This is a genomic window from Stenotrophomonas sp. ASS1 (genome assembly GCF_004346925.1).
Taxonomy (GTDB): domain Bacteria; phylum Pseudomonadota; class Gammaproteobacteria; order Xanthomonadales; family Xanthomonadaceae; genus Stenotrophomonas; species Stenotrophomonas maltophilia_A.
The window spans coordinates 2,885,585-2,908,112 of the sequence record NZ_CP031167.1; the positions used below are offsets into that span (position 1 = coordinate 2,885,585).

At 64.9% G+C, this 22,528-nt stretch carries 19 protein-coding genes; 11 read left to right on the forward strand and 8 right to left on the reverse strand.

Features of this window, described 5'->3' with window-relative positions; genetic code table 11:
* The first annotated feature begins 246 nt into the window (after positions 1-246).
* The 4 genes from MG068_RS13530 (at position 247) to MG068_RS13545 (ending at position 6,707) form a co-directional block, all read left to right on the forward strand.
* Complete coding sequence (locus MG068_RS13530; RefSeq protein ID WP_032127669.1) at positions 247-903, forward strand: TetR/AcrR family transcriptional regulator; 657 nt, start codon at positions 247-249, stop codon at positions 901-903.
* Complete coding sequence (locus MG068_RS13535) at positions 903-2,171, forward strand: efflux RND transporter periplasmic adaptor subunit (protein WP_049422071.1); 1,269 nt, start codon at positions 903-905, stop codon at positions 2,169-2,171. Before MG068_RS13530 ends, MG068_RS13535 begins: the two co-directional genes overlap by 1 nt.
* A gap of 15 nt (positions 2,172-2,186) precedes the next feature.
* Positions 2,187-5,360: a multidrug efflux RND transporter permease subunit gene (locus MG068_RS13540; protein WP_132810465.1), complete on the forward strand. Its 3,174-nt coding sequence runs from the start codon at positions 2,187-2,189 to the stop codon at positions 5,358-5,360.
* 112 nt (positions 5,361-5,472) lie between these two features.
* Positions 5,473-6,707 (forward strand): IS3 family transposase gene (locus tag MG068_RS13545; protein WP_240792077.1). Its coding sequence is split into 2 segments (ribosomal slippage): positions 5,473-5,824 and positions 5,824-6,707, totalling 1,236 coding nucleotides; the frame shifts between segments, so codons are not numbered across the junction.
* 135 nt (positions 6,708-6,842) lie between these two features.
* Here MG068_RS13545 and MG068_RS13550 read toward each other — a convergent pair.
* Together MG068_RS13550 and MG068_RS13555 are read right to left on the reverse strand one after the other, a co-directional pair.
* Positions 6,843-7,106, reverse strand: a complete 264-nt coding sequence (locus MG068_RS13550) for a hypothetical protein (protein WP_080355173.1) — start codon at positions 7,104-7,106, stop codon at positions 6,843-6,845.
* A 155-nt stretch (positions 7,107-7,261) separates the two neighbouring features.
* Entirely contained in the window at positions 7,262-8,410 is a 1,149-nt protein-coding gene (locus MG068_RS13555) for an acyl-CoA dehydrogenase family protein (RefSeq protein WP_049463155.1), read from the reverse strand.
* A 153-nt stretch (positions 8,411-8,563) separates the two neighbouring features.
* On the opposite strand from MG068_RS13555, the gene MG068_RS13560 reads away from it, so the two are divergent.
* The 3 genes from MG068_RS13560 to metH are packed head-to-tail and all read left to right on the forward strand — an operon-like array spanning position 8,564 to position 13,340.
* Entirely contained in the window at positions 8,564-9,493 is a 930-nt protein-coding gene (locus tag MG068_RS13560; RefSeq protein WP_032127664.1) for an ArsR/SmtB family transcription factor, read from the forward strand.
* A 13-nt stretch (positions 9,494-9,506) separates the two neighbouring features.
* A complete protein-coding gene (locus tag MG068_RS13565; protein WP_049422067.1) occupies positions 9,507-10,598 on the forward strand; it encodes a homocysteine S-methyltransferase family protein in 1,092 nt (363 codons plus the stop codon).
* 57 nt (positions 10,599-10,655) lie between these two features.
* Positions 10,656-13,340: a methionine synthase gene (gene metH, locus MG068_RS13570; RefSeq protein WP_132810466.1), complete on the forward strand. Its 2,685-nt coding sequence runs from the start codon at positions 10,656-10,658 to the stop codon at positions 13,338-13,340.
* Between the two features lie 212 nt (positions 13,341-13,552).
* Here the strand turns inward: metH and MG068_RS13575 are convergent, their stop codons facing one another.
* From MG068_RS13575 to MG068_RS13600, 6 genes are all read right to left on the reverse strand, one after another.
* A complete protein-coding gene (locus tag MG068_RS13575) occupies positions 13,553-15,625 on the reverse strand; it encodes an acyltransferase family protein (RefSeq protein WP_132810467.1) in 2,073 nt (690 codons plus the stop codon).
* 48 nt (positions 15,626-15,673) lie between these two features.
* Positions 15,674-16,357, reverse strand: coding sequence for a DUF2058 domain-containing protein (locus MG068_RS13580; RefSeq protein ID WP_132810468.1), 684 nt, complete (start codon positions 16,355-16,357; stop codon positions 15,674-15,676).
* 10 nt (positions 16,358-16,367) lie between these two features.
* Entirely contained in the window at positions 16,368-16,607 is a 240-nt protein-coding gene (locus MG068_RS13585; protein ID WP_019660397.1) for a SlyX family protein, read from the reverse strand.
* Positions 16,600-17,949 carry a UDP-glucose dehydrogenase family protein gene (locus MG068_RS13590; RefSeq protein WP_032127659.1) on the reverse strand — a complete coding sequence of 450 codons (1,350 nt, stop codon included), beginning with the start codon at positions 17,947-17,949 and terminating at the stop codon, positions 16,600-16,602. Before MG068_RS13590 ends, MG068_RS13585 begins: the two co-directional genes overlap by 8 nt.
* Positions 17,950-17,972: 23 nt before the next feature.
* Positions 17,973-18,950: an FKBP-type peptidyl-prolyl cis-trans isomerase gene (locus MG068_RS13595; protein WP_019337358.1), complete on the reverse strand. Its 978-nt coding sequence runs from the start codon at positions 18,948-18,950 to the stop codon at positions 17,973-17,975.
* A gap of 96 nt (positions 18,951-19,046) precedes the next feature.
* On the reverse strand, positions 19,047-19,634 hold the full coding sequence (locus MG068_RS13600) for a glutathione peroxidase (RefSeq protein ID WP_019337359.1): 588 nt from the start codon (positions 19,632-19,634) through the stop codon (positions 19,047-19,049).
* A gap of 368 nt (positions 19,635-20,002) precedes the next feature.
* On the opposite strand from MG068_RS13600, the gene MG068_RS21350 reads away from it, so the two are divergent.
* Genes MG068_RS21350 through MG068_RS13620 form a run of 4 tightly spaced genes read left to right on the forward strand, consistent with a single transcriptional unit; the run spans position 20,003 to position 22,510 of the window.
* Positions 20,003-20,248, forward strand: coding sequence for a hypothetical protein (locus tag MG068_RS21350; RefSeq protein WP_080355172.1), 246 nt, complete (start codon positions 20,003-20,005; stop codon positions 20,246-20,248).
* Positions 20,249-20,250: 2 nt separating this feature from the next.
* Complete coding sequence (locus MG068_RS13610) at positions 20,251-20,610, forward strand: GntR family transcriptional regulator (RefSeq protein WP_006453095.1); 360 nt, start codon at positions 20,251-20,253, stop codon at positions 20,608-20,610.
* Positions 20,610-21,485, forward strand: a complete 876-nt coding sequence (locus tag MG068_RS13615) for an ABC transporter ATP-binding protein (protein WP_032130455.1) — start codon at positions 20,610-20,612, stop codon at positions 21,483-21,485. The genes MG068_RS13610 and MG068_RS13615 overlap by 1 nt, the downstream gene beginning before the upstream one ends.
* A complete protein-coding gene (locus MG068_RS13620; protein WP_132810469.1) occupies positions 21,482-22,510 on the forward strand; it encodes an ABC-2 transporter permease in 1,029 nt (342 codons plus the stop codon). The genes MG068_RS13615 and MG068_RS13620 overlap by 4 nt, the downstream gene beginning before the upstream one ends.
* Positions 22,511-22,528 lie beyond the last annotated feature (18 nt).

A 22,528-nucleotide genomic window follows, 5' to 3' on the forward strand; every position in this document is an offset into this window, starting at 1 on the left:
GAGCGATGCGCTTGCTCAGTTGGGAAAATGAAATTGTAGCCCTACCGCACGAAAAGGCCTTGCTGCAGGACGGAATAACCAGATTCGGGTTTGCTGCGGTTTAGACGCCTATTCAGTTCGCACCGGTATGGTGCTGGCGCGCGCTTCAGCACTGCCGACAGGATCGGCAAAGCGTGTTACCGGAAGACACACGCGGCGACGCCGATTCGATTCCACAATCCTGAACTGGACGGTATAGTCCACCGCGTGAACCCGGCCTACCTCCCCGTTGCCCTCGACGCACGCGATGAGCGCGTGTTCGATGCCGTGCGCGAGCTGCTGGCCCAGCAGGGCATGCAGATGAGCATGGACGCGGTGGCCCAGCATGCCGGCTGCTCCAAGCAGACCCTGTACTCGCGCTACGGCAACAAGCAGGAACTGCTGCGCCGGGTGATGCAGCGCCATGTCGGCCACGCTACCGGAGCCATGGTTCGTGCACTCCGCACTGACGACCTGCGTGCCAGCCTGCTCCAGTTCGCCACCGACTTCCTGGAGCATTTCAACCAACCGCACGTAGGGCAGGCCTGTCGGCTGATCGCCGCCGACGCGGCCCAGTTTCCCGAAGAGGCGCGTACGCTGTACCGGCATGGCGCCGGCGCGCTGACGCTTCATCTTGCTGAATGGATTGAAACCGTTTGCATGCGTGGCCAGCTCCGGCATGACGACCCGCACTTCATGGCCGAACTGCTGCTGAGCATGATCGCCGGTCAGGATTTCGACAAACAGCGTTTCCATACCCCCCATCGTGATGACGCGCAGCTGCGTCGGCGCTGGGCAGAGTTCTCCGTCGACAGCTTCCTGCGCGCCTTCGCGCCTCAGCCGTCGGCGGCCCCATCTTCAAACCAACCCCGGAGTTCCTCCTGATGACCGCCCCACTCCGCACCCTTGCCTTGACGTGCGCCGTTGCTGTTGCGCTGGCTGCCTGCAAGAAGCCGGAACAGCAGACGCCCCCGCCGCCGGAGGTGGGCGTGATCGACGCCAAGCCGCAGACCCTGCCGCTGCAGCGTGAGCTGGTCGGCCGCCTGTCGCCGTTCCGCAGCGCCGACGTGCGTGCGCGCGTGCCGGGCGTACTGCTCAAGCGCGTCTACCAGGAAGGCTCGCAGGTCAAGCAGGGCCAGCCCCTGTTCCTGATCGACCCGGCGCCGCTGCGTGCTTCGCTCAATGCCTCCGAGGCCCAGCTGGCCTCGGCCCGCGCGACCTACGCCAACGCCAAGGTCGCCGCCGACCGCGCGCGTTCGCTGGCGCCGCAGCAGTTCGTCTCCAAGTCCGACCTGGACAACGCCGAATCGGCCGAGCGCACCGCGCTGGCCGCGGTCAAGCAGGCCGAAGCGGCGGTGACCTCTTCGCGCATCAGCCTGGGTTATACCGAAGTGACCGCGCCGATCAGCGGTGTGGCCAACAAGCAGCAGGTCACCGAAGGCGCGCTGGTCGGCCAGGGCGATGTGACCCTGCTGACCACCGTCGACCAGCTCGACCCGCTGTACGTGAACTTCTCGCTGAGCGTGGACGAGTTGACCCAGCTGCGCGCGCAGCAGGCCAAGGGTGCGCTGGCGCTGTCCGGTGACGGCAAGGCCACGGTCAACGTCAAGCTGGCCGACGGCAGCACCTACAGCGAGCCGGGCACGCTGGACTTCTCTTCGACCACGGTCGACCCGGCCACCGGCGCGGTGTCGCTGCGTGCGCTGCTGCCGAACCCGCAGCAGATCCTGCTGCCCGGCGCCTTCGTCAGCTTCCAGGCCAACCTCGGCGAGCGCAACAACGCCTACCTGGTGCCGCAGCAGGCGCTGCTGCGCGACACCACCGGCGGCTACGTGATGGTGGTCGGTGCCGACGGCAAGGTCGTGCGCAAGAACGTGAAGACCGATGGCGCGCAGAACGGCAACTGGCTGGTCAGCGACGGCCTGGCCGCCGGTGACAAGGTGATCGTGGCCGGCGTGCAGAAGGTCAAGGAAGGTGCGCCGGCGGTGGCCAAGCCGTGGACCCCGGGGCAGGACGCCAACGGCAAGCCTGCCGCAGGCGGCGCCGCTCCGGCGGGCGCAGCACCGGCCGCAGGCAAGGCACCGGCCGACGCGGCCAAGCCCGAGCAGGCCGATGCGGCCAAGCCGGCCGCCACCGATTCGAACAAGCAGTAACGGGAACCTTCCGTCATGCCTAAATTTTTCATCGAACATCCAGTCTTCGCCTGGGTGGTTGCGATCCTGATCTCGCTCAGCGGCGTGATCGCGATCCTCAACCTGGGCGTGGAGTCCTATCCCAACATCGCCCCGCCGCAGGTCACCGTCTCGGCGACCTACCCGGGTGCCAGTGCGGACACCACGGAGAAGTCGGTCACCCAGGTGATCGAGCAGCAGCTGACCGGTATCGATCACCTGCTGTACTTCAGCTCATCGTCCGCCTCCAACGGCCGCGCGCAGATCACCCTGACCTTCGAGACCGGTACCGATCCGGACATCGCCCAGGTGCAGGTGCAGAACAAGGTCTCGCTGGCCACGCCACGCCTGCCTTCGGAAGTGACCCAGCAGGGCGTGGTGGTGGCCAAGGCCAACGCCGGCTTCCTGATGGTGGTGGCGCTGCAGTCCGATACGCCGGCCATCAACCGTGACGCCCTGAACGACATCGTCGGCTCGCGCGTGCTCGACCAGGTCTCGCGTATTCCCGGCGTCGGCAGCACCCAGCAGTTCGGTTCCGAGTACGCCATGAACATCTGGCTCAACCCGGAGAAGATGCAGGGTTATGGCCTGTCGGCCAGCCAGGTGCTGGCGGCGGTGCGCGCGCAGAACGTGCAGTTCGCCGCCGGTGCGCTGGGTTCGGACCCGTCGCCGGAAGGCCAGCACTTCACCGCCACGGTCTCGGCTGAAGGCCGCTTCAGTTCGCCGCAGGAGTTCGAGAACATCATCCTGCGGGCAAATCCGGACGGTTCGCGGGTGCTGATGAAGGACATCGCCCGCGTCGCCTTCGGTGCCAACAACTACGGTTTCGACACCCAGTACAACGGCAAGCCGACCGGTGCCTTCGCCATCCAGCTGCTGCCGGGCGCCAACGCCCTGAACGTGGCCGATGCGGTGCGCGCCAAGATGGACGAGCTGCAGCCCAGCTTCCCGTCCGGGGTGACCTGGTTCTCGCCGTACGACAGCACCACCTTCGTCAAGATCTCCATCCAGGAAGTGGTCAAGACACTGTTTGAAGCAGTGTTCCTGGTGTTCCTGGTGATGCTGATCTTCCTGCAGAACTTCCGCGCCACCCTGATCCCGACCCTGGTCATCCCGGTGGCCCTGCTCGGCACCTTCCTGGGCATGTGGATGATCGGCTTCACGATCAACCAGCTGACCCTGTTCGCGATGGTGCTGGCGATCGGCATCGTGGTCGATGACGCGATCGTGGTGATCGAGAACGTCGAACGCATCATGACCGAGGAAGGCCTGGCGCCGAAGCCGGCCACGCAGAAGGCGATGACCCAGATCACCGGCGCGGTGGTGGCGATCACCGTCGTACTGGCCGCGGTGTTCATCCCGTCCGCCCTGCAGGGCGGCGCCGCCGGTGAAATCTACAAGCAGTTCGCGCTGACCATCGCCATCTCGATGGCGTTCTCGGCGTTCCTGGCTCTGGGCTTCACCCCCGCGCTGTGCGCGACCTTCCTCAAGCCGACGCACAACGACAACCCGAACATCATCTACCGCACCTTCAACAAGTACTACGACAAGATCAGCCATACCTATGTGGGGCACATCACTTCGGCGGTGCGCCATGCACCGCGCTGGATGATCCTGTTCGTGGTGCTGACCGCACTGTGCGGCTTCCTGTTCACCCGCATGCCGGGCAGCTTCCTGCCGGAAGAAGACCAGGGCTATGCGCTGGCGATCGTGCAGCTGCCGCCGGGCTCGACCAAGGGCCAGACCAACGAAGTGTTCGCGCAGATGCGTGGCATCCTGGAAAAGCAGGACGGCTATGAAGGCATGCTGCAGGTGGCCGGTTTCAGCTTCGTCGGTTCCGGCGAGAACGTGGGCATGGGCTTCATCCGCCTGAAGCCATGGGAGGAACGCAAGTTCACCGCGCCCGAGTTCATCCAGAACATGAACGGCGCGTTCTACGGCATCAAGGAAGCGCAGATCTTCGTGGTCAACCTGCCCACCGTGCAGGGCCTCGGCCAGTTCGGCGGCTTCGACATGTGGCTGCAGGACCGCAGCGGTGCCGGCTACGAGCAGCTGACCCAGGCCCGCAACATCCTGCTTGGCCAGGCTGCGCAGAAGCCCGACCACCTGGTGGGCGTACGCCCGAACGGCCTGGAAAACGCCCCGCAGCTGCAGCTGCATGTCGACCGCGTGCAGGCGCAGTCGATGGGCATGTCGGTGTCGGACGTGTACAGCACCATCCAGCTGATGCTGGCCCCGGTGTACGTGAACGACTTCTTCTACGAAGGCCGCATCAAGCGCGTGACCATGCAGGCCGATGGTCCGTACCGCACCGGCCAGGAATCGCTGAAGAGCTTCTACAGTCCCTCCAGCCTGACCAAGAACGCCGATGGCACCAGTTCGATGATCCCGCTCAATACGGTGGTCAAGTCCGAATGGGTGTCGGCACCGCCGTCGCTGAGCCGCTACAACGGCTACTCGGCGATCAACATCGTCGGCTCGCAGGCACCGGGCACCAGCTCGGGTGAGGCGATGCAGACCATGGAAGGCATCGTCAACGACGATCTGCCGGCTGGCTTCGGCTACGACTGGTCGGGCATGTCCTACCAGGAAATCCTGGCCGGCAACGCGGCGACGCTGCTGCTGGTGCTGTCGATCGTGGTGGTGTTCCTGTGCCTGGCCGCGTTGTATGAAAGCTGGTCGATCCCGGTGGCGGTGCTGTTGGTGGTGCCGCTTGGCGTGCTTGGCGCCCTCGGCCTGTCGATGCTGCGTGGCCTGCCGAACGATCTGTTCTTCAAGATCGGCCTGATCACCGTGATCGGCCTGGCCGCCAAGAACGCGATCCTGATCGTCGAGTTCGCGGTGGAACAGCGCGCAGCAGGCAAGACCCTGCGCGATGCCACCATCGAAGCGGCCCGCCTGCGCTTCCGCCCGATCCTGATGACCTCGTTCGCGTTCATCATGGGCGTGATCCCGATGGCGATCTCCACCGGCGCCGGCGCCAATTCCCGCCACGCCATCGGTACCGGCGTGATCGGCGGCATGCTGTTCGCCACCCTGCTCGGCCTGCTGATGATCCCGGTGTTCTTCGTGGTCGTGCGCCGAATGCTGGGTGACAAGCTGGATGAGTCCTCCAAGGAATTCATGGAGCGCCAGCGCGACGCGGAAGCCGCGCACCGCCCGGATCGTTGATCCGGCGGTGAGTTGAAACGAAAAGGCCCCGGAGCGATCCGGGGCCTTTTTCATTCGTGTGACCCGTCCTGAATTGGGTTGACACCTTTTCCCTCTGGAAAAGGAATGTTCAATGAAATCAACAATCAGGCGCAGTCAGCGGGATTACTCGCTGGCCTTCAAGTTGTCCGTGGTCGATCAGGTCGAGCGTGGAGAACTGACCTATAAGAAGGCTCAGGAGCGATACGGTATCCAAGGTAGCAGCACGGTTCTGAAGTGGCTTCGCCGCTATGGTCGGCAGGATTGGTCAGGTGGTGCATCATCTGCCCCCATGACGACTTCTCCCAAAAGTGGACCGGCCACGCCGCTGACGCCGGAACAACAGATCAAGGCCCTGCAGGTCCAGTTGCGGGAGGCCAACGAGAAAGCACAGCTTTTCGAAGCCATCGTGGATGTCCTCAAAGAGGATTACGGGGTGCGCATCGTAAAAAAGCCTTCAGGCAAGTCCTCACGCAAGGGCGCCTCAAAGGCGTAAGCGTGGCAAGGGCTTGCCGCCATTTCGGCATCAGTCGACAGGCGTTCTATCAAGCGGGGTGCCGGCATCAACGACGACGCGCCAGCGAGACCAAAGCACTGGCGCTGGTGAGCGATTGCCGCGTGCGGCAGCCACGGATCGGGACGCGCAAGTTGCACCATTTGATCGGACCGAAGCTGCAGGCGGCGGGAATCACCATGGGACGTGACCGGTTGTTTGACGTACTTCGGGAAGCGCGCCTGCTGGTACCGAAACGTCGGGCTTATCACAAGACTACCGACAGCCATCATCGCTTTCGCAGGCATCCGAATCTGCTCAAACCTGGCCAAGGATGCGTAATACCAACCGGTAGCGAGCAGGTGTGGGTGGCGGACATCACCTATCTGCCGACGCAGGGGAAGTTCGTGTATCTGAGCCTGGTCACCGATGCCTGGTCGCGCAAGATCGTGGGCTGGAGCGTGCATGAAACGCTACAGACAGAGCAGGTAGCTCAGGCGCTGGAGATGGCGCTGAAAGGGAGAAAGACATCGCAGAAGCTGATCCATCACTCTGATCGTGGAATCCAGTACTGCTCGGATTACTACCAGAAGATCCATGCGCGGCACGGCCTGACCTGCTCGATGACCGACGGCTACGACTGCTATCAGAACGCTCTGGCAGAGCGAGTCAACGGGATCCTCAAGTGCGAGTTCCTGCTTCATCGCCCACGGGACCTGGGGCAAGCCCGCCAGATGGTGGCTGAGGCCGTAGACATCTACAACGCTGAGCGCCCCCACCTGTCCCTTAAAATGCAGACGCCCGATGCGATGCATCGGGCGTCTTTGGCCGCCTGACGGCGGCCGGACCATCCACCCATCGGTGTCAACCTATGGCAGGACGAGTCAGTGCCATGAAGCCGGTAGTCGCCAACCTTGGTTGGCGCCGCTGGATCCATGCCAACCAAGGTTGGCGCATGCCAAGCCGGCGTCTCAGCGCAGCAGCGCAACCACCACGCATACCACCACGAGAGCCAATGCAGCCCATTGCATCGGCACAAAGAAGAAATGATGGGGTGCAGCCATACCCTTCTGCCGGGGCGCACGGTTGAGCCACAAACCCAGCAATACGTTCACCGCTGCGCCGATGCCTGCACCCAACAGAACCTGGGGCAGCGGCGTGTTGCCCCTGGAGCCTTCATGCGGAAAGAAGTACGCCAGCAGCAGGATGGCTGCAATCGGCGTCACCAGCGTCATGAATCCCCAACCTCGATAGATCATCTTTGCAGACCGCGTAAAAACCGGCTTGCATTGGACCAGATCGGGTATCGCTCGGCCAAGAAGACCGTGTATCCACGCATGGCGTGGATCTACTGGCCGCGCCGCCGTTGCAGCGGCGCGGCCGGTCGAACTCAGCGCAGCCCGGTCTCGTTGCGGGCGATCACCAGGCGCTGGATTTCCGAGGTGCCCTCGTAGATCTCGGTGATCTTGGCATCACGGAAGTAGCGCTCCAGCGGCATTTCCTTCGAATATCCCATGCCGCCATGAATCTGCACGGCCTGGTGGGTGATCCACATCGCCGCTTCCGAGGCGGTCAGCTTGGCCACCGCTGCTTCGGTGCTGAAGCGCTTGCCCTGGCCCTTCACCCATGCCGCGCGCAGGGTCAGCAGCAGCGCTGCGTCCAGCTTGCACTTCATGTCGGCGATCTTGGCCTGGGTCATCTGGAAGGTACCGATGGCCGCGCCGAACGCCTTGCGCTCCTTCACGTACGCCAGGGTCGCTTCATAGGCGGCACGGGCGATGCCGATGGCCTGCGAGGCGATACCGATGCGGCCGGCATCGAGCACGCTCATCGCGATCTTGAAGCCCTCGCCTTCCTGGCCCAGCACGTCTTCGGCCTGTGCCACGTAATCGTTGAACTCGATCTCGCAGGTGGCCGAGGCACGGATGCCGAGCTTGGGCTCGGTCTTGCCACGACCGAAGCCCGCCTTGTCGGTATCGATGATGAAGGCGGTGATGCCGCGCGCGCCCTTGTCCGGCTCGCTCATTGCGAACAGCACGATGTACTTGGCCACCGGGCCGGAGGTGATCCAGCTCTTCTTGCCGTTGATGACGAAGGTGCCATCGGCCTGCTTCACTGCACGGCAGCGCATGGCGGTGGCGTCCGAACCGGACTGCGGCTCGGTCAGCGCGAACGCGCCGATGGCCTCGCCTTCGGCGATGGCACGCACGTAGGTCTGCTTCTGTTCCTCGGTACCGTGGGTGAGGATGCCGTTGCAGAACAGCGAATTGTTGACCGACATGATGGTCGAATGGGCTGCGTCGGCGGCGGCGACCTCCACCATCGCCAACACGTACGCCACCGGGTCCATGCCCGCGCCACCGTATTCGGTCGGCACTTCGATGCCCATCAGGCCGTTTTCGCCCAGCAGGCGGATGTTGTCCAGCGGGAACTCGCCGGTGCGGTCATGGTGCTCCGCGCTGGGGGCGATCTTTTCCTGCGCGATGCGCCGCGCCACGTCCTGCAGCATCAACTGCTCTTCAGTAAAGCTGAAATCCACAACACCCTCCCGGGTACATGAAGTTATGGGCCGCGCACCGCGCGCCCAGGTGCCTCGATTGTACCGGGGCCCGCCAGTTTCCGTACGCCAGCGACTTGACCGCGGCAGGCGTTCTCAGCGAATATATCTCTATATCGCGATAGGTAGATATTTATGGATCTGGAAGACTGGTCGACCCGCCTCAAGGTGTTCGCCGATGCCACCCGCGTACGCCTGCTGGCGCTGCTGGAGCAGGAGGAACTGACCGTGGCCGAACTGTCGGCGATCACCCGGCTGGCACAGCCGCGGGTATCCACCCACCTGGCGCGCCTGAAGGAAGCCGGCCTGGTCCGCGACCGCCGTGCGGGCGTGTCGGCCTATTACCGCTTCGACGAGGCCCAGCTGGACCCGGCGCAGCGTGCATTGTGGCATGCCTTGAGCAATGGAAGCGACGACCCCTTGCTGCGGCAGGACGCTGAACGTGTCGCCGCCGTGCTGGCCCACCGTGCCTCCGACCAGAACTGGGCCGACAGCGTGGCCGGCGACATGGAGCGCCACTATTCTCCCGGCCGCACCTGGGAAGCCCTCGCGCGTACCGCGTTGCCGCTGCTGGAGACCGGCGACGTGCTGGACATCGCCTCCGGTGACGGCGTGCTGGCCGAACTCGTCGCCCCGCATGCCAAGCGCTACATCTGCATCGATACCAGCGCGCGCGTGGTTGCCGCCGCCAGCGAGCGCCTGCGCCGCCTGCCCAATGTGGAAGTGCGCGAGGGCGACATGCATGCGCTGCCGTTCAAGGACGGCAGCTTCGACCTGGTGGTGCTGATGCATGCGCTGACCTACGCCAGCAAACCGGCGCAGGCGGTGACCGAAGCCGCGCGCGTGCTGCGCTCCGGCGGCCGCCTGCTGCTGTGCAGCCTGGCCCGCCACGAGCACAAGGCGGCGGTGGAGGCCTACGGCCACGTCAACCTCGGCTTCAGCGACAAGGAGCTGCGCAGGTTCGTCGACAAGGCCGGCCTGCAGGTATCCAGCCTGGAGACGGTCACCCGCGAAAAGCGTCCGCCGCACTTCGAAGTGATTTCACTGATCGCCAACAAGCCCTGAGCCCGAGATCGCCATGCCTGCCCTGCCCTGGTTGCATCCTGATCGTGCCAACGCCCTGCTCGACGCCCTGCGCGAGCGGATCCTGATCATCGACGGCGCGATGGGCACCATGATCCAGCGCCATGGCCTGCAGGAAGACGACTACCGCGGCGAGCGCTTCGCCGGTGGCTACGATCATGTGCATGGCCCCGCTTGCGACCACGCCGTGCAGGAAGGGCATGACCTGAAGGGTAACAACGATCTGCTGCTGCTGACCCGGCCGCAGATCGTCGCCGACATCCATACCGCCTACCTCGAAGCGGGCGCGGATCTGGTCGAGACCAACACGTTCAACGCCACGTCGGTCAGCCAGGCCGACTACCACCTCGAACACCTGGTGTACGAATTGAACAAGGCTGGCGCAGCGGTGGCACGCACCTGCTGCGATACAGTAGCCGCAACCACACCAGGCAAGCCACGCTTCGTGATCGGGGTGATCGGCCCGACCAGCCGCACCGCCTCGATCAGTCCCGATGTCAACGATCCGGGCTTTCGCAACACCAGCTTCGACGAGCTTCGCGACACGTACCGCGAAGCCATTGACGGCCTGATCGACGGCGGCGCCGACACCATCATGGTCGAGACCATCTTCGACACACTCAATGCCAAGGCCGCGCTGTATGCACTGGAGGAGGCCTTCGATGCACGCGGCGCAAGGTTGCCCGTGATGATCTCCGGCACCATCACTGATGCCTCGGGACGCACGCTGTCCGGGCAGACCGCCGAGGCCTTCCACGCGTCGCTCGCGCATGCACGCCCATTGTCGATCGGCCTGAACTGCGCACTGGGTGCCGATGCGATGCGCCCGCACGTGGAAACCCTTTCGCAGGTCGCCGACTGCTACGTCAGCGCGCACCCCAACGCAGGCCTGCCCAATGCCTTCGGCGAGTACGACGAGACGCCCGAGGACATGGCCAGCACCCTGCGCGGTTTCGCCGAGGATGGCCTGTTGAACCTGGTCGGTGGCTGCTGTGGCTCCACCCCTGACCACATCCGCGCAATCGCCGAGGCCGTGGCCGGGCTGCCGCCGCGCGCCCTGCCCGGTGTCCAGGAGCAGGCCGCATGAATGTCGCCGCCACCGTTCCGCACTTCCCGCCCTATTGCTGTTGAGCTGACGCCTGCCATGACGCCTGTCCGCCCTACCCGCCTGTCCGGCCTGGAGCCTCTGGTCATCACTCCGGACCTGCTGTTCATCAACGTCGGCGAGCGCACCAACGTCACCGGCAGCGCGCAGTTCCGCAAGCTCATCAAGGAAGGCCGCTACGAAGAAGCGGTGGACGTGGCCCGCCAGCAGGTGGCCAGCGGCGCGCAGATCCTCGACGTCAACATGGACGAGGGCCTGATTGATTCGGAAGCGGCGATGACCCGCTACCTCAACCTGATCATGTCCGAGCCGGACATCGCCCGTATTCCGGTGATGGTCGACTCCTCCAAGTGGAGCGTGATCGAGGCCGGCCTGAAGTGCCTGCAGGGCAAGAGCGTGGTCAATTCGATCTCGCTGAAGGAAGGCGAGGCGCTGTTCCGCGAGCACGCGCGCAAGGTGCTGCGCTACGGTGCTGCCGCGGTGGTGATGGCATTCGACGAAAGCGGCCAGGCTGACACCTGCGCACGCAAGGTCGAGATCTGCACCCGCGCCTACCGCATCCTGGTCGACGAGATCGGCTTCCCACCGCAGGACATCATCTTCGACCCGAACATCTTCGCCGTCGCCACCGGCATCGAAGAGCACGACAACTATGCGGTGGACTTCATCGAAGCCACCCGCATCATCAAGCAGACGCTGCCGCACTGCCATGTGTCCGGCGGTGTTTCCAACGTCTCGTTCTCGTTCCGCGGCAACGAAACGGTGCGCCAGGCCATCCACTCGGTGTTCCTGTACCACGCCATTGCCGCCGGCATGGACATGGGCATCGTCAACGCCGGCGCCATGCCGATCTACGACGAGCTGGAGCCAGAACTGCGCGAGCGCGTGGAGGATGTGATCCTCAACCGCCGCAGCGATGCCACCGAGCGCCTGCTGGAAATCGCCGAGCGCTACAAGGGCAAGAAAGGCGCGGCGAAGACCGAAGACCTCGCCTGGCGCGAGAAACCGGTGGCGCAGCGCCTGGCGCACGCGCTGGTGCACGGCCTGGATGCCTTCGTGGAAGAAGACACCGAACTGGCCCGGCAGGCGTCCAGCCGCCCGCTGGACGTGATCGAAGGTCCGTTGATGGATGGCATGAACGTGGTCGGCGACCTGTTCGGCGCCGGCAAGATGTTCCTGCCGCAGGTGGTGAAATCCGCGCGCGTGATGAAGAAGGCCGTGGCCTACCTGCTGCCCTACATCGAGGCCGAGAAGGCGCGCAGTGGCGACACCGCCAAGAGCAACGGCAAGATCATCATGGCCACGGTGAAGGGGGATGTGCATGACATCGGCAAGAACATCGTCGGCGTAGTCCTGGCCTGCAACAACTTCGAGGTGGTCGACCTTGGCGTGATGGTGCCGGCGCAGAAGATCCTCGATGCCGCGCGCGAGCACAACGCCGACCTGATCGGCCTGTCCGGCCTGATCACTCCATCACTGGAAGAGATGAGCCACGTGGCCCGGGAGATGCAGCGCCAGGGCTTCGACCTGCCGCTGCTGATCGGTGGAGCGACCACCTCGCGCGCGCACACCGCGCTGAAGATCGACCCACATTACAAGGCGCCCACGGTGTGGGTGAAGGACGCCTCGCGCGCGGTCGGCGTGGCCCAGTCGCTGATCTCGCGTGACCTGCGCGAGGCCTTCGTAGCCGCCAACGAGGCCGACTATGCCGAGATCCGCGCGCGCCATCGCAACCGTGGCGATGCCAAGCGCCTGGTTTCGCTGGAACACGCGCGTGGGCAGAAGTTCCAGGGCGGCTGGGACACCTACACGCCGCCGGCACCGAACCAGCCCGGCCTGCACGTATTTGACGACTACCCGCTGGCCGAACTGGTCGACTACATCGACTGGACGCCGTTCTTCCAGGCCTGGGAGCTGGCCGGCAAGTTTCCGGCCATCCTCACCGACGAGATCGTCGGCACCCAGGCCAGCGATCTGTACAGGGACGCCCGCGCGATGCTTGAGCGCATCGTCAATGAGAAATGGCTGACCGCCAAGGCCGTGTTCGGCCTGTGGCCGGCCAACAGCATCGGCGACGACGTGCGCGTGCAGCACCCGCAGGGCGAGACCACCCTGCACTTCCTGCGCCAGCAGGTGGACAAGCCGGCCGAGCGCCCGGATTTCTGCCTGGCCGATTTCATCGCCCCGGCCGACAGCGGCAAGCAGGATTGGATCGGCGCCTTCGCGGTCACTGCCGGCATCGGCATCGACGCGCACGTAGCGCGCTTCGAAGCCGACCACGATGACTACAACGCGATTCTGCTGAAGGCCCTCGCCGATCGCTTCGCCGAAGCGCTGGCCGAGCGCCTGCACCAGCGCGTGCGCATCGATTTCTGGGGCTACGACCATGCCGAGACGCTGGACAACGAGGCGCTGATCGACGAGGAGTACCGTGGCATCCGCCCGGCACCGGGTTACCCCGCCTGCCCGGAGCACAGCGAAAAGCGACGCCTGTTCGACCTGCTGCAGGCCGAAGCCAACGCCGGCATGGAACTGACCGAGAGCTTCGCGATGCTGCCTACGGCGGCCGTTTCGGGCTACTACTTCAGCCATCCGCAGAGCCAGTACTTCGTGGTCGGCCGCCTCAGCCGCGAGCAGGTCAGCGACTACGCCCGCCGCAAGGGCGTGGACCGCGCCCAGGCCGAGCGCTGGCTGGCCTCCAACCTCGACTACGACCCCGAATGACACAAAAGGGGGACGGAGGGGATTAAGTCGTTTGTGCCCAAAACGACTTAATCCCCTCCGTCCCCTTTTCGCTTCATCATTGCGCTGGGCTTTGACGGTTTCTCGTCCGGTGTCGTTTGCCCTGGTCGGCGCACTGCTGTGCTTCTTCGCACCGAGCCTGCCACTGATCCGCGCACGCCGGAGCCGCTTCAAGGCCTGACGCCGGCGCGGTCCTACTGCTGCCGCAGTACCTGCTGCAGCGACGGCAGCAGCACACGGTTGCCATGCGCGCTGAGGTGATCGCCATCGAAGAACAACGGCCGGCCATCGCGCTGCGCCGGGCACAGCACGTCATCACACAGCACCGGCATCGGATCCCACAGCACCCCCCCTGGCAGGCCATCGACCACCTGCTGCAGGCTGCCCAGCATCGGCGCACGCAGCGTTTCCATCGCCTCACGCGTGCTGTCCAGGCCGTTGCGGCAGACCTCGTTGCGTGAATTGAAGCGGTCAGAGCAGCGATACGGCGGCGCCGGCAGCACCGGTTTGGGCGCCTCCAGCACAATTCGCACACCGCGCTCGGCCAACGGTTTCCACTGGGTGATCGCCTCGGCCACTTCGGCCTCGCGTCCTGCAGTGGCTTCCGGGGTCAGCTCGCCCGCCAGCTGCGCCTGCGCATCGAACAATACGAACTGATCGGACAAGCGCGGTATCCGCAGCGACACCAGCACCACGGCATCACCTGGCTGCGCACGCTGCGTGACATCGGCGAGCATCGCTGCGTCGAAATCACTGCAACCGGCACCCGCGCCGCGCCACTTCTGCAGGCTCACCTGCGGGCATCCACCACGACCGTAGAGAATCACCTCCGAGCCACTCTCAAGCGCCAGCCGCTGCAGCAGCTCGATGTAGGCCATTGCATGCGAATCGCCAGCAACGAACACCTGCTTCGGCGCACCGGCAGGCGCCGGCCGATCGCAGTCACCACGCGCATAGGTCCGCATGCTGCCACCTTCGAAGCGTCGCTTGGTGGTCACCAGGCTGCAGTCGGGATAGTCGCCTGCCACGCTCTTGCCGTTGGGATACCAGTCGCCGGGATGCCGACTGACCGTGCTCAGTGATATCCGCGGTGCCTGCAGGTACAGCAGCGTCTGGGTGCCGGCCGCGACCAGCAGCACAGCCGAACCTGCCAGCACCCAGCGACCCGGGCGCAGACGCTGCGCCAAGGGGCCCCGGAACGGTTGCTCCACCCAGCGCCACGACAACCACGACAGCAGCAGCACCAGCGCCATCGCAGCGCTCATCTGCAGGGGTGTCTGCAGGCCCACGGTCCAGCGCATCAGCACGAATACCGGCCAGTGCCACAGATACAGCGAGTACGACAGCAGGCCGATGGAGCGCATCGGCCTGCTGGCCAACAGGCGTGCCACCCAGGACCGGGGATGATGATGCAGCGCCCACAGCAGGCCTGCCGCCGCAAAGGTCGGCAGCAGGCCATCAGGCCACGGCGAACGTCCGGCCCGTGCGGTCCACAATGCCCAGCACAGCAAGGCCAGCGCCACCATCGCGAGCAGCGAGAACACGGGCGCAGCACGCTTCAGTGCAATCGTCGTCACCGCATCCACTGGCTGGCGAACATGCAGCAGCTGGAAGAGCAGTACGCCAACACCCAGTTGCCACAGCCGCGTAGTGGTGGCGTAGAACGCCCACGATGGCGGCGCCTCGCGCAGGCCCAGCACCGCCGCATGCAGCAGCGACGCCGCGCTGACCACGGCAAACAGGCCAAGGCTGATCCAACGCCCGCGCACGCCGCGCGCCCAGGCCAGGAACAGCAGCGGGAACAGCAGGTAGAACTGCTCCTCCACGCCCAGCGACCAGGTATGGGTATAGGGATTGAATTCGGCCTTGGGCGCGAAATAATCGTTGCCGATCAGCGCCAGCACCCAGTTGCTGAAGCCGAAGAATGCCATCAGCCCGGTCTTGTCACTGGCCTCGCTGAGCCAGGACTCGGGAATGAACAGCACGCTGCCGACAGCGGTCAACAGCAGGCAGCTGATCAGCGCAGGTGCGATGCGGCGGATGCGGCGCGAATAGAAGCGCAGCATCGACTGCCACAGCGACAACGGCGGCAGCCGGTGCACCGACGCGCTGACCACGAACCCGGAAATGACGAAGAACACGTCTACGCCGGTGAACCCGCCCGGCAACCAGGCCGGGTCCAGGTGGAACACGATGACGGCCAGCACGGCAATCGCGCGCAGGCCGTCAATGTGCGGCACGTAGCCACGGCTTGGATCAGCGGTCATCCCTTCCCCCCAACCGCGGGGGCAGTGCCGTCCGCGGTGGTTGCGCCTTTACCAGACCAGGTCGTCCGGCACCTGGTACTGCGGGTCCGCGTACGGATCTTCCTCGGCCGGCGCATTCGGATCGACCTTCAGCGCCACCGAGGCGGCGAACACGGCCTCGGACTGTGCCAGCACGTCGGCCGTTACCAGCAGGTAGCGGCCATTGAGCTGGACCACACCCAGCTCACCGGCATTGAGCGCGGTCAGCTGTTCGGCGGTCACATAGATGCGCTTGATCTTGCCGCCATACGGGAAGTGGCGGGCGATGTCCGCTGCCTCGGCGTTGAGGCTCTTGTCCTTCAGCAGTTCTTCCAGCTTGGCCTTCGCCTCGCGGCGCACGCGTGCTTCTTCCTGCTTCAGGCGCTCGGTCTCGATGCGCTCTTCCTTCTCCCGCTGCGCCCGGATGGCATAGGCCTTGGCCAGGTCCATCTCTTCGGTGCTGCGCGGCTTGCGCGGGCCCTGCTGGCCCTGGCCACCGCGGGCATGCCCGCCGGGCTTGCCCGCGCCATGGCCCTGGCCACGACGCTCACCGGGCTTGTGCTCGCCCTTGCCTGCGCCCTGCGGTTTTCCATTGCCGTTGCCACCCTTGCCCTGCGGGCGGCCATCACGGCGGGGGCCATCATTCTTGCGCTCGGGCTTGGGCGCGGGCTTGAAGCCCAGGCCCATCAGCTGGTCGCGGAGGGTATCGCTCATAGGATTCGGATCAGTAGTGCGGCGGCGGCGGTTCGCTCGCCGGATCGGAAGAATTCAGTGCGTTGCGGACCTTGCCCAGGTCTTCCAGCAGCACGCGCAGCACATCGGCGTTGCGCATGCCCTGCATGCGGGCATCAGCCAGCGCGTCGCTCAGCTCGGCCAGCGCCTGTTCCTGGAAGGACACGCGCATTTCCAGCTCGACCAGGCGCGCTTCCAGCGCCTGCTCGCGTTCAGTGGGCAGATCAGACATGCAACGAGCGCCCCCGGCCAATGCCGTAGTACGCAAGACCTGCGGCTTCCACTTCGCCCGGCTCATACAGGTTGCGGCCGTCGAACACCGCCGCATCCTTCAGCTGCTCGCGCAGCTTCTGGAAGTCGGGGCTGCGGAACTGCTTCCACTCGGTGACCACCACCAGCGCGTCGGCACCCTGCAGCGCTTCATCGGCACTGTTGCAGAACACCAGGTCATCGCGTTCGCCGAAGATGCGCTGCGACTCGTGCATCGCCTCCGGATCGTAGGCACGCACCGTCGCACCGCCTTCCCACAGCTGCGCCAGCAGTCGACGGCTGGAGGCCTCACGCATGTCGTCGGTGTTCGGCTTGAAGGCCAGACCCCATACGGCGAAGGTCTTTCCACGCACGCCCTCGTCCTCGCCCTTGTCGTAATGACGCTGGATGAGGGCAAACAGATGACCCTTCTGCGCATCGTTGACCGCTTCAACCGCATTGAGCAGCTTCGGCTCAAGGCCATACTGCTGGGCGGTACGGGCCAATGCCTGCACGTCCTTGGGGAAGCACGAGCCGCCGTAACCGGCACCCGGATAGATGAAGTGCCAGCCGATGCGTGGATCCGAACCAATGCCCTGGCGGACCTGCTCGACATCGGCACCGACGCGTTCAGCGATGTTGGCGATTTCATTCATGAACGAAATCTTGGTCGCCAGCATCGCATTGGCGGCGTACTTGGTCAGTTCGGCCGAACGCACGTCCATTTCCACCACGCGGTCGTGGTTGCGGTTGAACGGCGCGTACAGGCGACGCATCACCGCCACCGACTCTTCGTTCGCCGCACCGATGATGATGCGGTCCGGGCGCATGCAGTCCGCAACTGCATCGCCTTCCTTCAGGAATTCCGGGTTGGACACCACGTCGAAGGCGATGTCCGCGCCACGCGCGGCCAGCTCTTCGGCAATGGCGGCACGCACCTTGTCGGCGGTGCCGACCGGCACCGTCGACTTGTTCACCACCACGGTCGGCACACTCATGTGCCGACCAATGGTCCGGGCTACGGCAAGCACGTATTGAAGATCGGCACTGCCATCCTCGTCCGGCGGCGTACCAACGGCGATGAACACCACCTGGCCGTGATCGATGGCGGCCGCGGCATCCGTGGTGAACGCCAGCCGCGCTGCGGCATGGTTGGCCTTCACCATCGGCTCCAGGCCGGGTTCATAGATCGGGATGATGCCCTGGTTGAGGCCATCCACCTTGGCCTGGTCGATATCGACACAGACCACCTGATGACCAACATCGGCCAGGCAGGTACCGGTCACCAGTCCAACGTAGCCGGTACCAAAAATCGCAACGCGCATATCCGTATTCGCTCCTGAATGACTTACGGCAGAACGCCCAGCAGCTCGACGTCGAACGTCAGAGTCGCGTTCGGGCCGATCGGGCCGCCCGGGGTGCCGTTCTCACCGTAGGCGAGTTCGCCCGGGATCCAGAAGCGGTACTTCGAACCGACCGGCATCAGCGCGACGCCTTCGGTCCAGCCCTTGATCACCTGGTCCAGACCGAACTCGGCCGGCTGGCGGCCGTAGGAACTGTCGAACACGGTGCCGTTGAGCAGCTTGCCTTCGTAGTTCACGCGCACCTTGCTGCTCGGCAGCGGGCGCTCGCCGCTACCCGGGCGGATCACCTGGTACTGCAGGCCCGACGAGGTGGTCACCACGCCCGGCTGGGTCTTGTTCTTGGCCAGGAATGCGTTGCCTTCCGTGCGGTTGGTCTGCGCAGCCTGGGCGGCCTTGGCCTGCATTTCAGCCTGCTTGGCACCCATGAAGGCCTGGATGGTGGCGGTCGCGTCAGCTTCCGTCATCTTCGGCTGGCCCTTGGTCAGGCCGGTGCTGATTGCGTCAAACAACGAGGCGACATCGATATCGTCCTTCAGCTGCGCCAGCGACGGACCCACCGAGTAGGAGCCGATCATCTGCGACACCTTGACGCGGTCGACCTTCGGCGGCTGCGAGCCCGGTGCCACGCCCGGCACCTGCTGGCCGCTGCGGGCCATCACGACCTGGCGCAGGGCGGCATCGGTGGCCTTGGCCTGTTCCTGGGTGATCTGCGGCTGCAGGCCCTCGAACGAACGCTCAACGGCGGTGCGCAGGGCGGCCACATCGATCTCATCGGCGATCGGGGTGAACGACTTGGCGACATCAAGGCCGATGGCGTAGCCGAGCTTCTGCTTGGGGGAATTCAAGGTTGCGGTCTCCTTGGCGGCTGCGGGGGCAGCCGGTTGTTGCGACAGAGCGACACCCGAAGTGCCCATCGCCAGAATCAGAACCGACGCCGCGGCGCCGCGCATTCCCATCTTCATTCGCTGCATTCCTGGAAGTGTCTGGGCGCCGACGTCGGCGCGAAAAGAAACATTGTCGCACGCATGCCGTCGATGTCGAGGCATGCGTGCTGGATATCAATGCGTGGCGGCTGCCGCCAGCGCCTTGTCGATGGCCGCGGTCAGCTGCGGATCGTCCGGCGTCACCTTGCTGGCGAACTGGGCAATGACCTTGCCATCGCGGCCCACGAGGTACTTGTGGAAGTTCCAGGCCGGCGCAACGCCGGTCGCTGCGGTCAACCGCTGGTACAGCGGCGTGGCCTGCGTGCCGACCACATGCACCTTCTCGAACATCGGGAACTTGACGCCGTAGGTCAGGGTGCAGAAGTCCTGGATCTGCTTCTCGTCACCCGGTTCCTGGCCCTTGAAGTCATTGGAAGGAAAGCCCAGCACCGCAAAACCGCGGCCTGCATAGCGCTTCTGCAGCGCCTCCAGCCCTTCGTACTGCGGCGTGTAGCCACACTTGCTGGCGGTGTTGACCACCAGCAGCACCTGCCCGTGATAGCGCTGCTGCAGATTCACCTGCTGCTTGCTGGCCAACGGCCGGTATTCCAGATCGAGCAGGTCGGCCGCCAGCGCACTGGCGGAACCGGCGGCGCCGGCCACCATCAGGGCCAGCAGGGACAGGCCGCGCAGGCGGCACGGGGAAACGGTCGGCAGGGGCATCAGAGGCGGTCCGCGGTAGCCATTCACAAGGCCCGGCCAGTGCTGGCCGGGAATCGGCCGAACTATAGCACCGGGCTCTGGAGCCCCTGATGGCACAGGTCCATTCCGGGCTTTGCGCGGCGTGGCGAATGTGCTGCCCGGGCGCCATCGAAGGCGCAGTGATGACATAGCATGGACATCACTGAATGGAAGGCCGCCCCGAAAAGCCCCCTGCAGAAGATCAATTTCCCTTTTAAATCAATCGACTAAAGGGATGCTTCAGCAATCTGACCACCCCTGCCATCAGTTGGGGACGGCAAGGGGTTGCACGTAGGCGTGCCGGTGTTATAGTTGCATACAACACCAGTCACCTGAGACAGGGGGAAGCCATGAATGTCCGGATCCGTCGCAACCTCACCGCACCCGCGGCCGTCGCTGTTTCGACCCTGCTCGTGCTGGCCTGGTGGGCCACGCCCACCGCCCCTGTTTCCGCCGCTGCTGAAAGTGCGCAGGACGCGACTCTCTCCCCCGCAGGGAACGCCCCCTCCTCCTCCCCCCCTCCCCCGCGTCGGCTGCACAGCGCGCTGTCCATGCCGTATTTCTCGTTCGCCCAGCCGCTGACCCCACGGAGCTGAATATGAGCGACATCCAGTGGAGCGACGGCGCTCCCATCTACCGTCAGTTGAAGGAGCGCGTGATCGCCATGATGCTCGACGGAATCCTCAAGCCGGGCGATGCCCTGCCTTCGGTGCGCCAGGTGGCCGCCGACTATCAACTCAACCCCATCACCGTTTCGCGCGCTTACCAGGAGCTGGCCGACGAAGGCCTGGTCGAGAAGCGCCGCGGCCTGGGCATGTTCATGACCGAGCAGGCGGCCACGCAGCTGCGCAGCAGCGAACGCGACCGTTTCCTCAACGAAGAATGGCCGGCGGTTCTGGAGCGCATCCAGCGCCTGGGCCTGAGCCTCGACGAATTGCTGCCCCAGGGGAAAGTCTGATGAATAGCACTGCAAGTGAGTCGGTCATCACCGCCCGAGGCCTGCGCAAGGCCTACAAGACCACGGTCGCCCTCGACAACGCCAGTTTCAGCATTCCAAGCGGGCGCATCGTCGGCCTGATCGGGCCCAATGGCGCCGGCAAGACCACCGCGCTGAAGGCCATTCTTGGGCTGACCTCGGTGGAGGGTGAACTGAGCGTGCTCGGCCGCGACCCGCGACTGCACCGCGACGAACTGATGAACGACATCTGCTTCATCGCCGACGTCGCCGTGCTGCCGCGCTGGCTGAAGGTGCGCGAGGCGATCGATTTCGTGGCCGGCGTCCACCCGCGCTTCGACCGCGCCCGCTGCGAGCGCTTCCTGGCCAACACCAAGCTGCAGCCGAAGCAGCGCGTGCGCGAGCTGTCCAAGGGCATGATCGTGCAGCTGCACCTGGCGCTGGTGATGGCCATCGATGCCCGCATCCTGGTGCTGGACGAGCCGACCCTCGGCCTGGACATACTGTACCGCAAGGAGTTCTACCAGCGCCTGCTGGAAGACTACTTCGACGAACAGAAAACCATCATCGTCACCACCCACCAGGTGGAGGAGATCGAGCACATCCTCAGCGACGTGATGTTCATCCGCGATGGCCGCATCGTGCTCGACGCGGAAATGGACGACGTCGGCCAGCGCTATACCGAGCTGCTGGTCAATGCCGACCAGCTGGACACCGCGCGCGCCCTGAAGCCGATCGACGAGCGCAGCCTGGCGTTCGGCAAGACGGTGATGCTGTTCGATGGCGTGCCGCGCACCCAGCTTTCCTCTCTCGGCGAGACCCGCATCCCGGGCCTGGCCGACCTGTTCGTCGCCATCATGAAGGGGACCTACGCATGAATGCCGTCAACCACCCCATCAGCCCGATCGGCACCCTGCGCTGGCTGCTCAAGCGCGAGTACTGGGAGAACCGCGGCGGCTTCCTGTATGCCCCGTTGATCGCGGGCCTGATCTCACTGGTGATGAGCATCGCCGGCATTGCCTTCGGCCTGTTCGCGCTGAACCGTGCAGCACGCGACGGCGGCCTGCACATCGATGGCGAGAACGTGAACATCAACGGCCTGAACCTGGCCCTGCTCACCCGTGACATCAGTGCCAAGGACCTTGCTGATCTTGGCAACGGCCTGGACCTGACTCTGGTACTCAGTTCAAGCTGGCCGTTCGTGGTGCTGGCCTTCGTCGTGTTCTTCTACTGCCTGGGCGCCCTCTACGACGATCGCCGTGACCGCAGCATCCTGTTCTGGAAGTCGTTGCCGCTGTCGGACACGCAGACCGTGCTGTCCAAGGTGATCAGCGCACTGATCGTGGCACCGTTGTTCGCGGTCATCGCCGGCATCCTCACCATGTTCGGCTTCATGCTGATCATCAGTGCCGTCGCGCTGCTGCACGGTGGCAGCCCGATGACCCTGATCTGGGGCCCGGCCAGCCCGCTGACCCTGGCCGCTGGACACCTGGCCTGGATTCCGGTCTATGCCCTGTGGACCCTGCCCACCGCCGGCTGGCTGCTGCTGTGCTCGGCATGGGCCAGGAGCAAGCCGTTCCTGTGGGCGGTAATGTTGCCGCTGTTTGCCGGCATCATTGTCAGCTCCACCAAGATGATGCCGCTGTTCGGCCTGACCACCGGCTGGTTCTGGCAGAACATCGTCGGCCGCCTGCTGCTGGGCGGCGTGCCCGGCATGGACCTGCTGTATCGCCTCGGCGCCGACGAAGCATCGCGCCGCGATCTGGACTCGGTCGTCAGCCTGATGTCCCCCGCCTCGCAGCTGAAGTCGCTGGCGATGCCGGAGCTGTGGATCGGCGCCGTCGTCGGTGCAGTGTTCATCTTCCTTGCCATCCGCCTGCGCAAGCGCGCCGGCGAGATCTGATCCCATCCATCCGGAGGC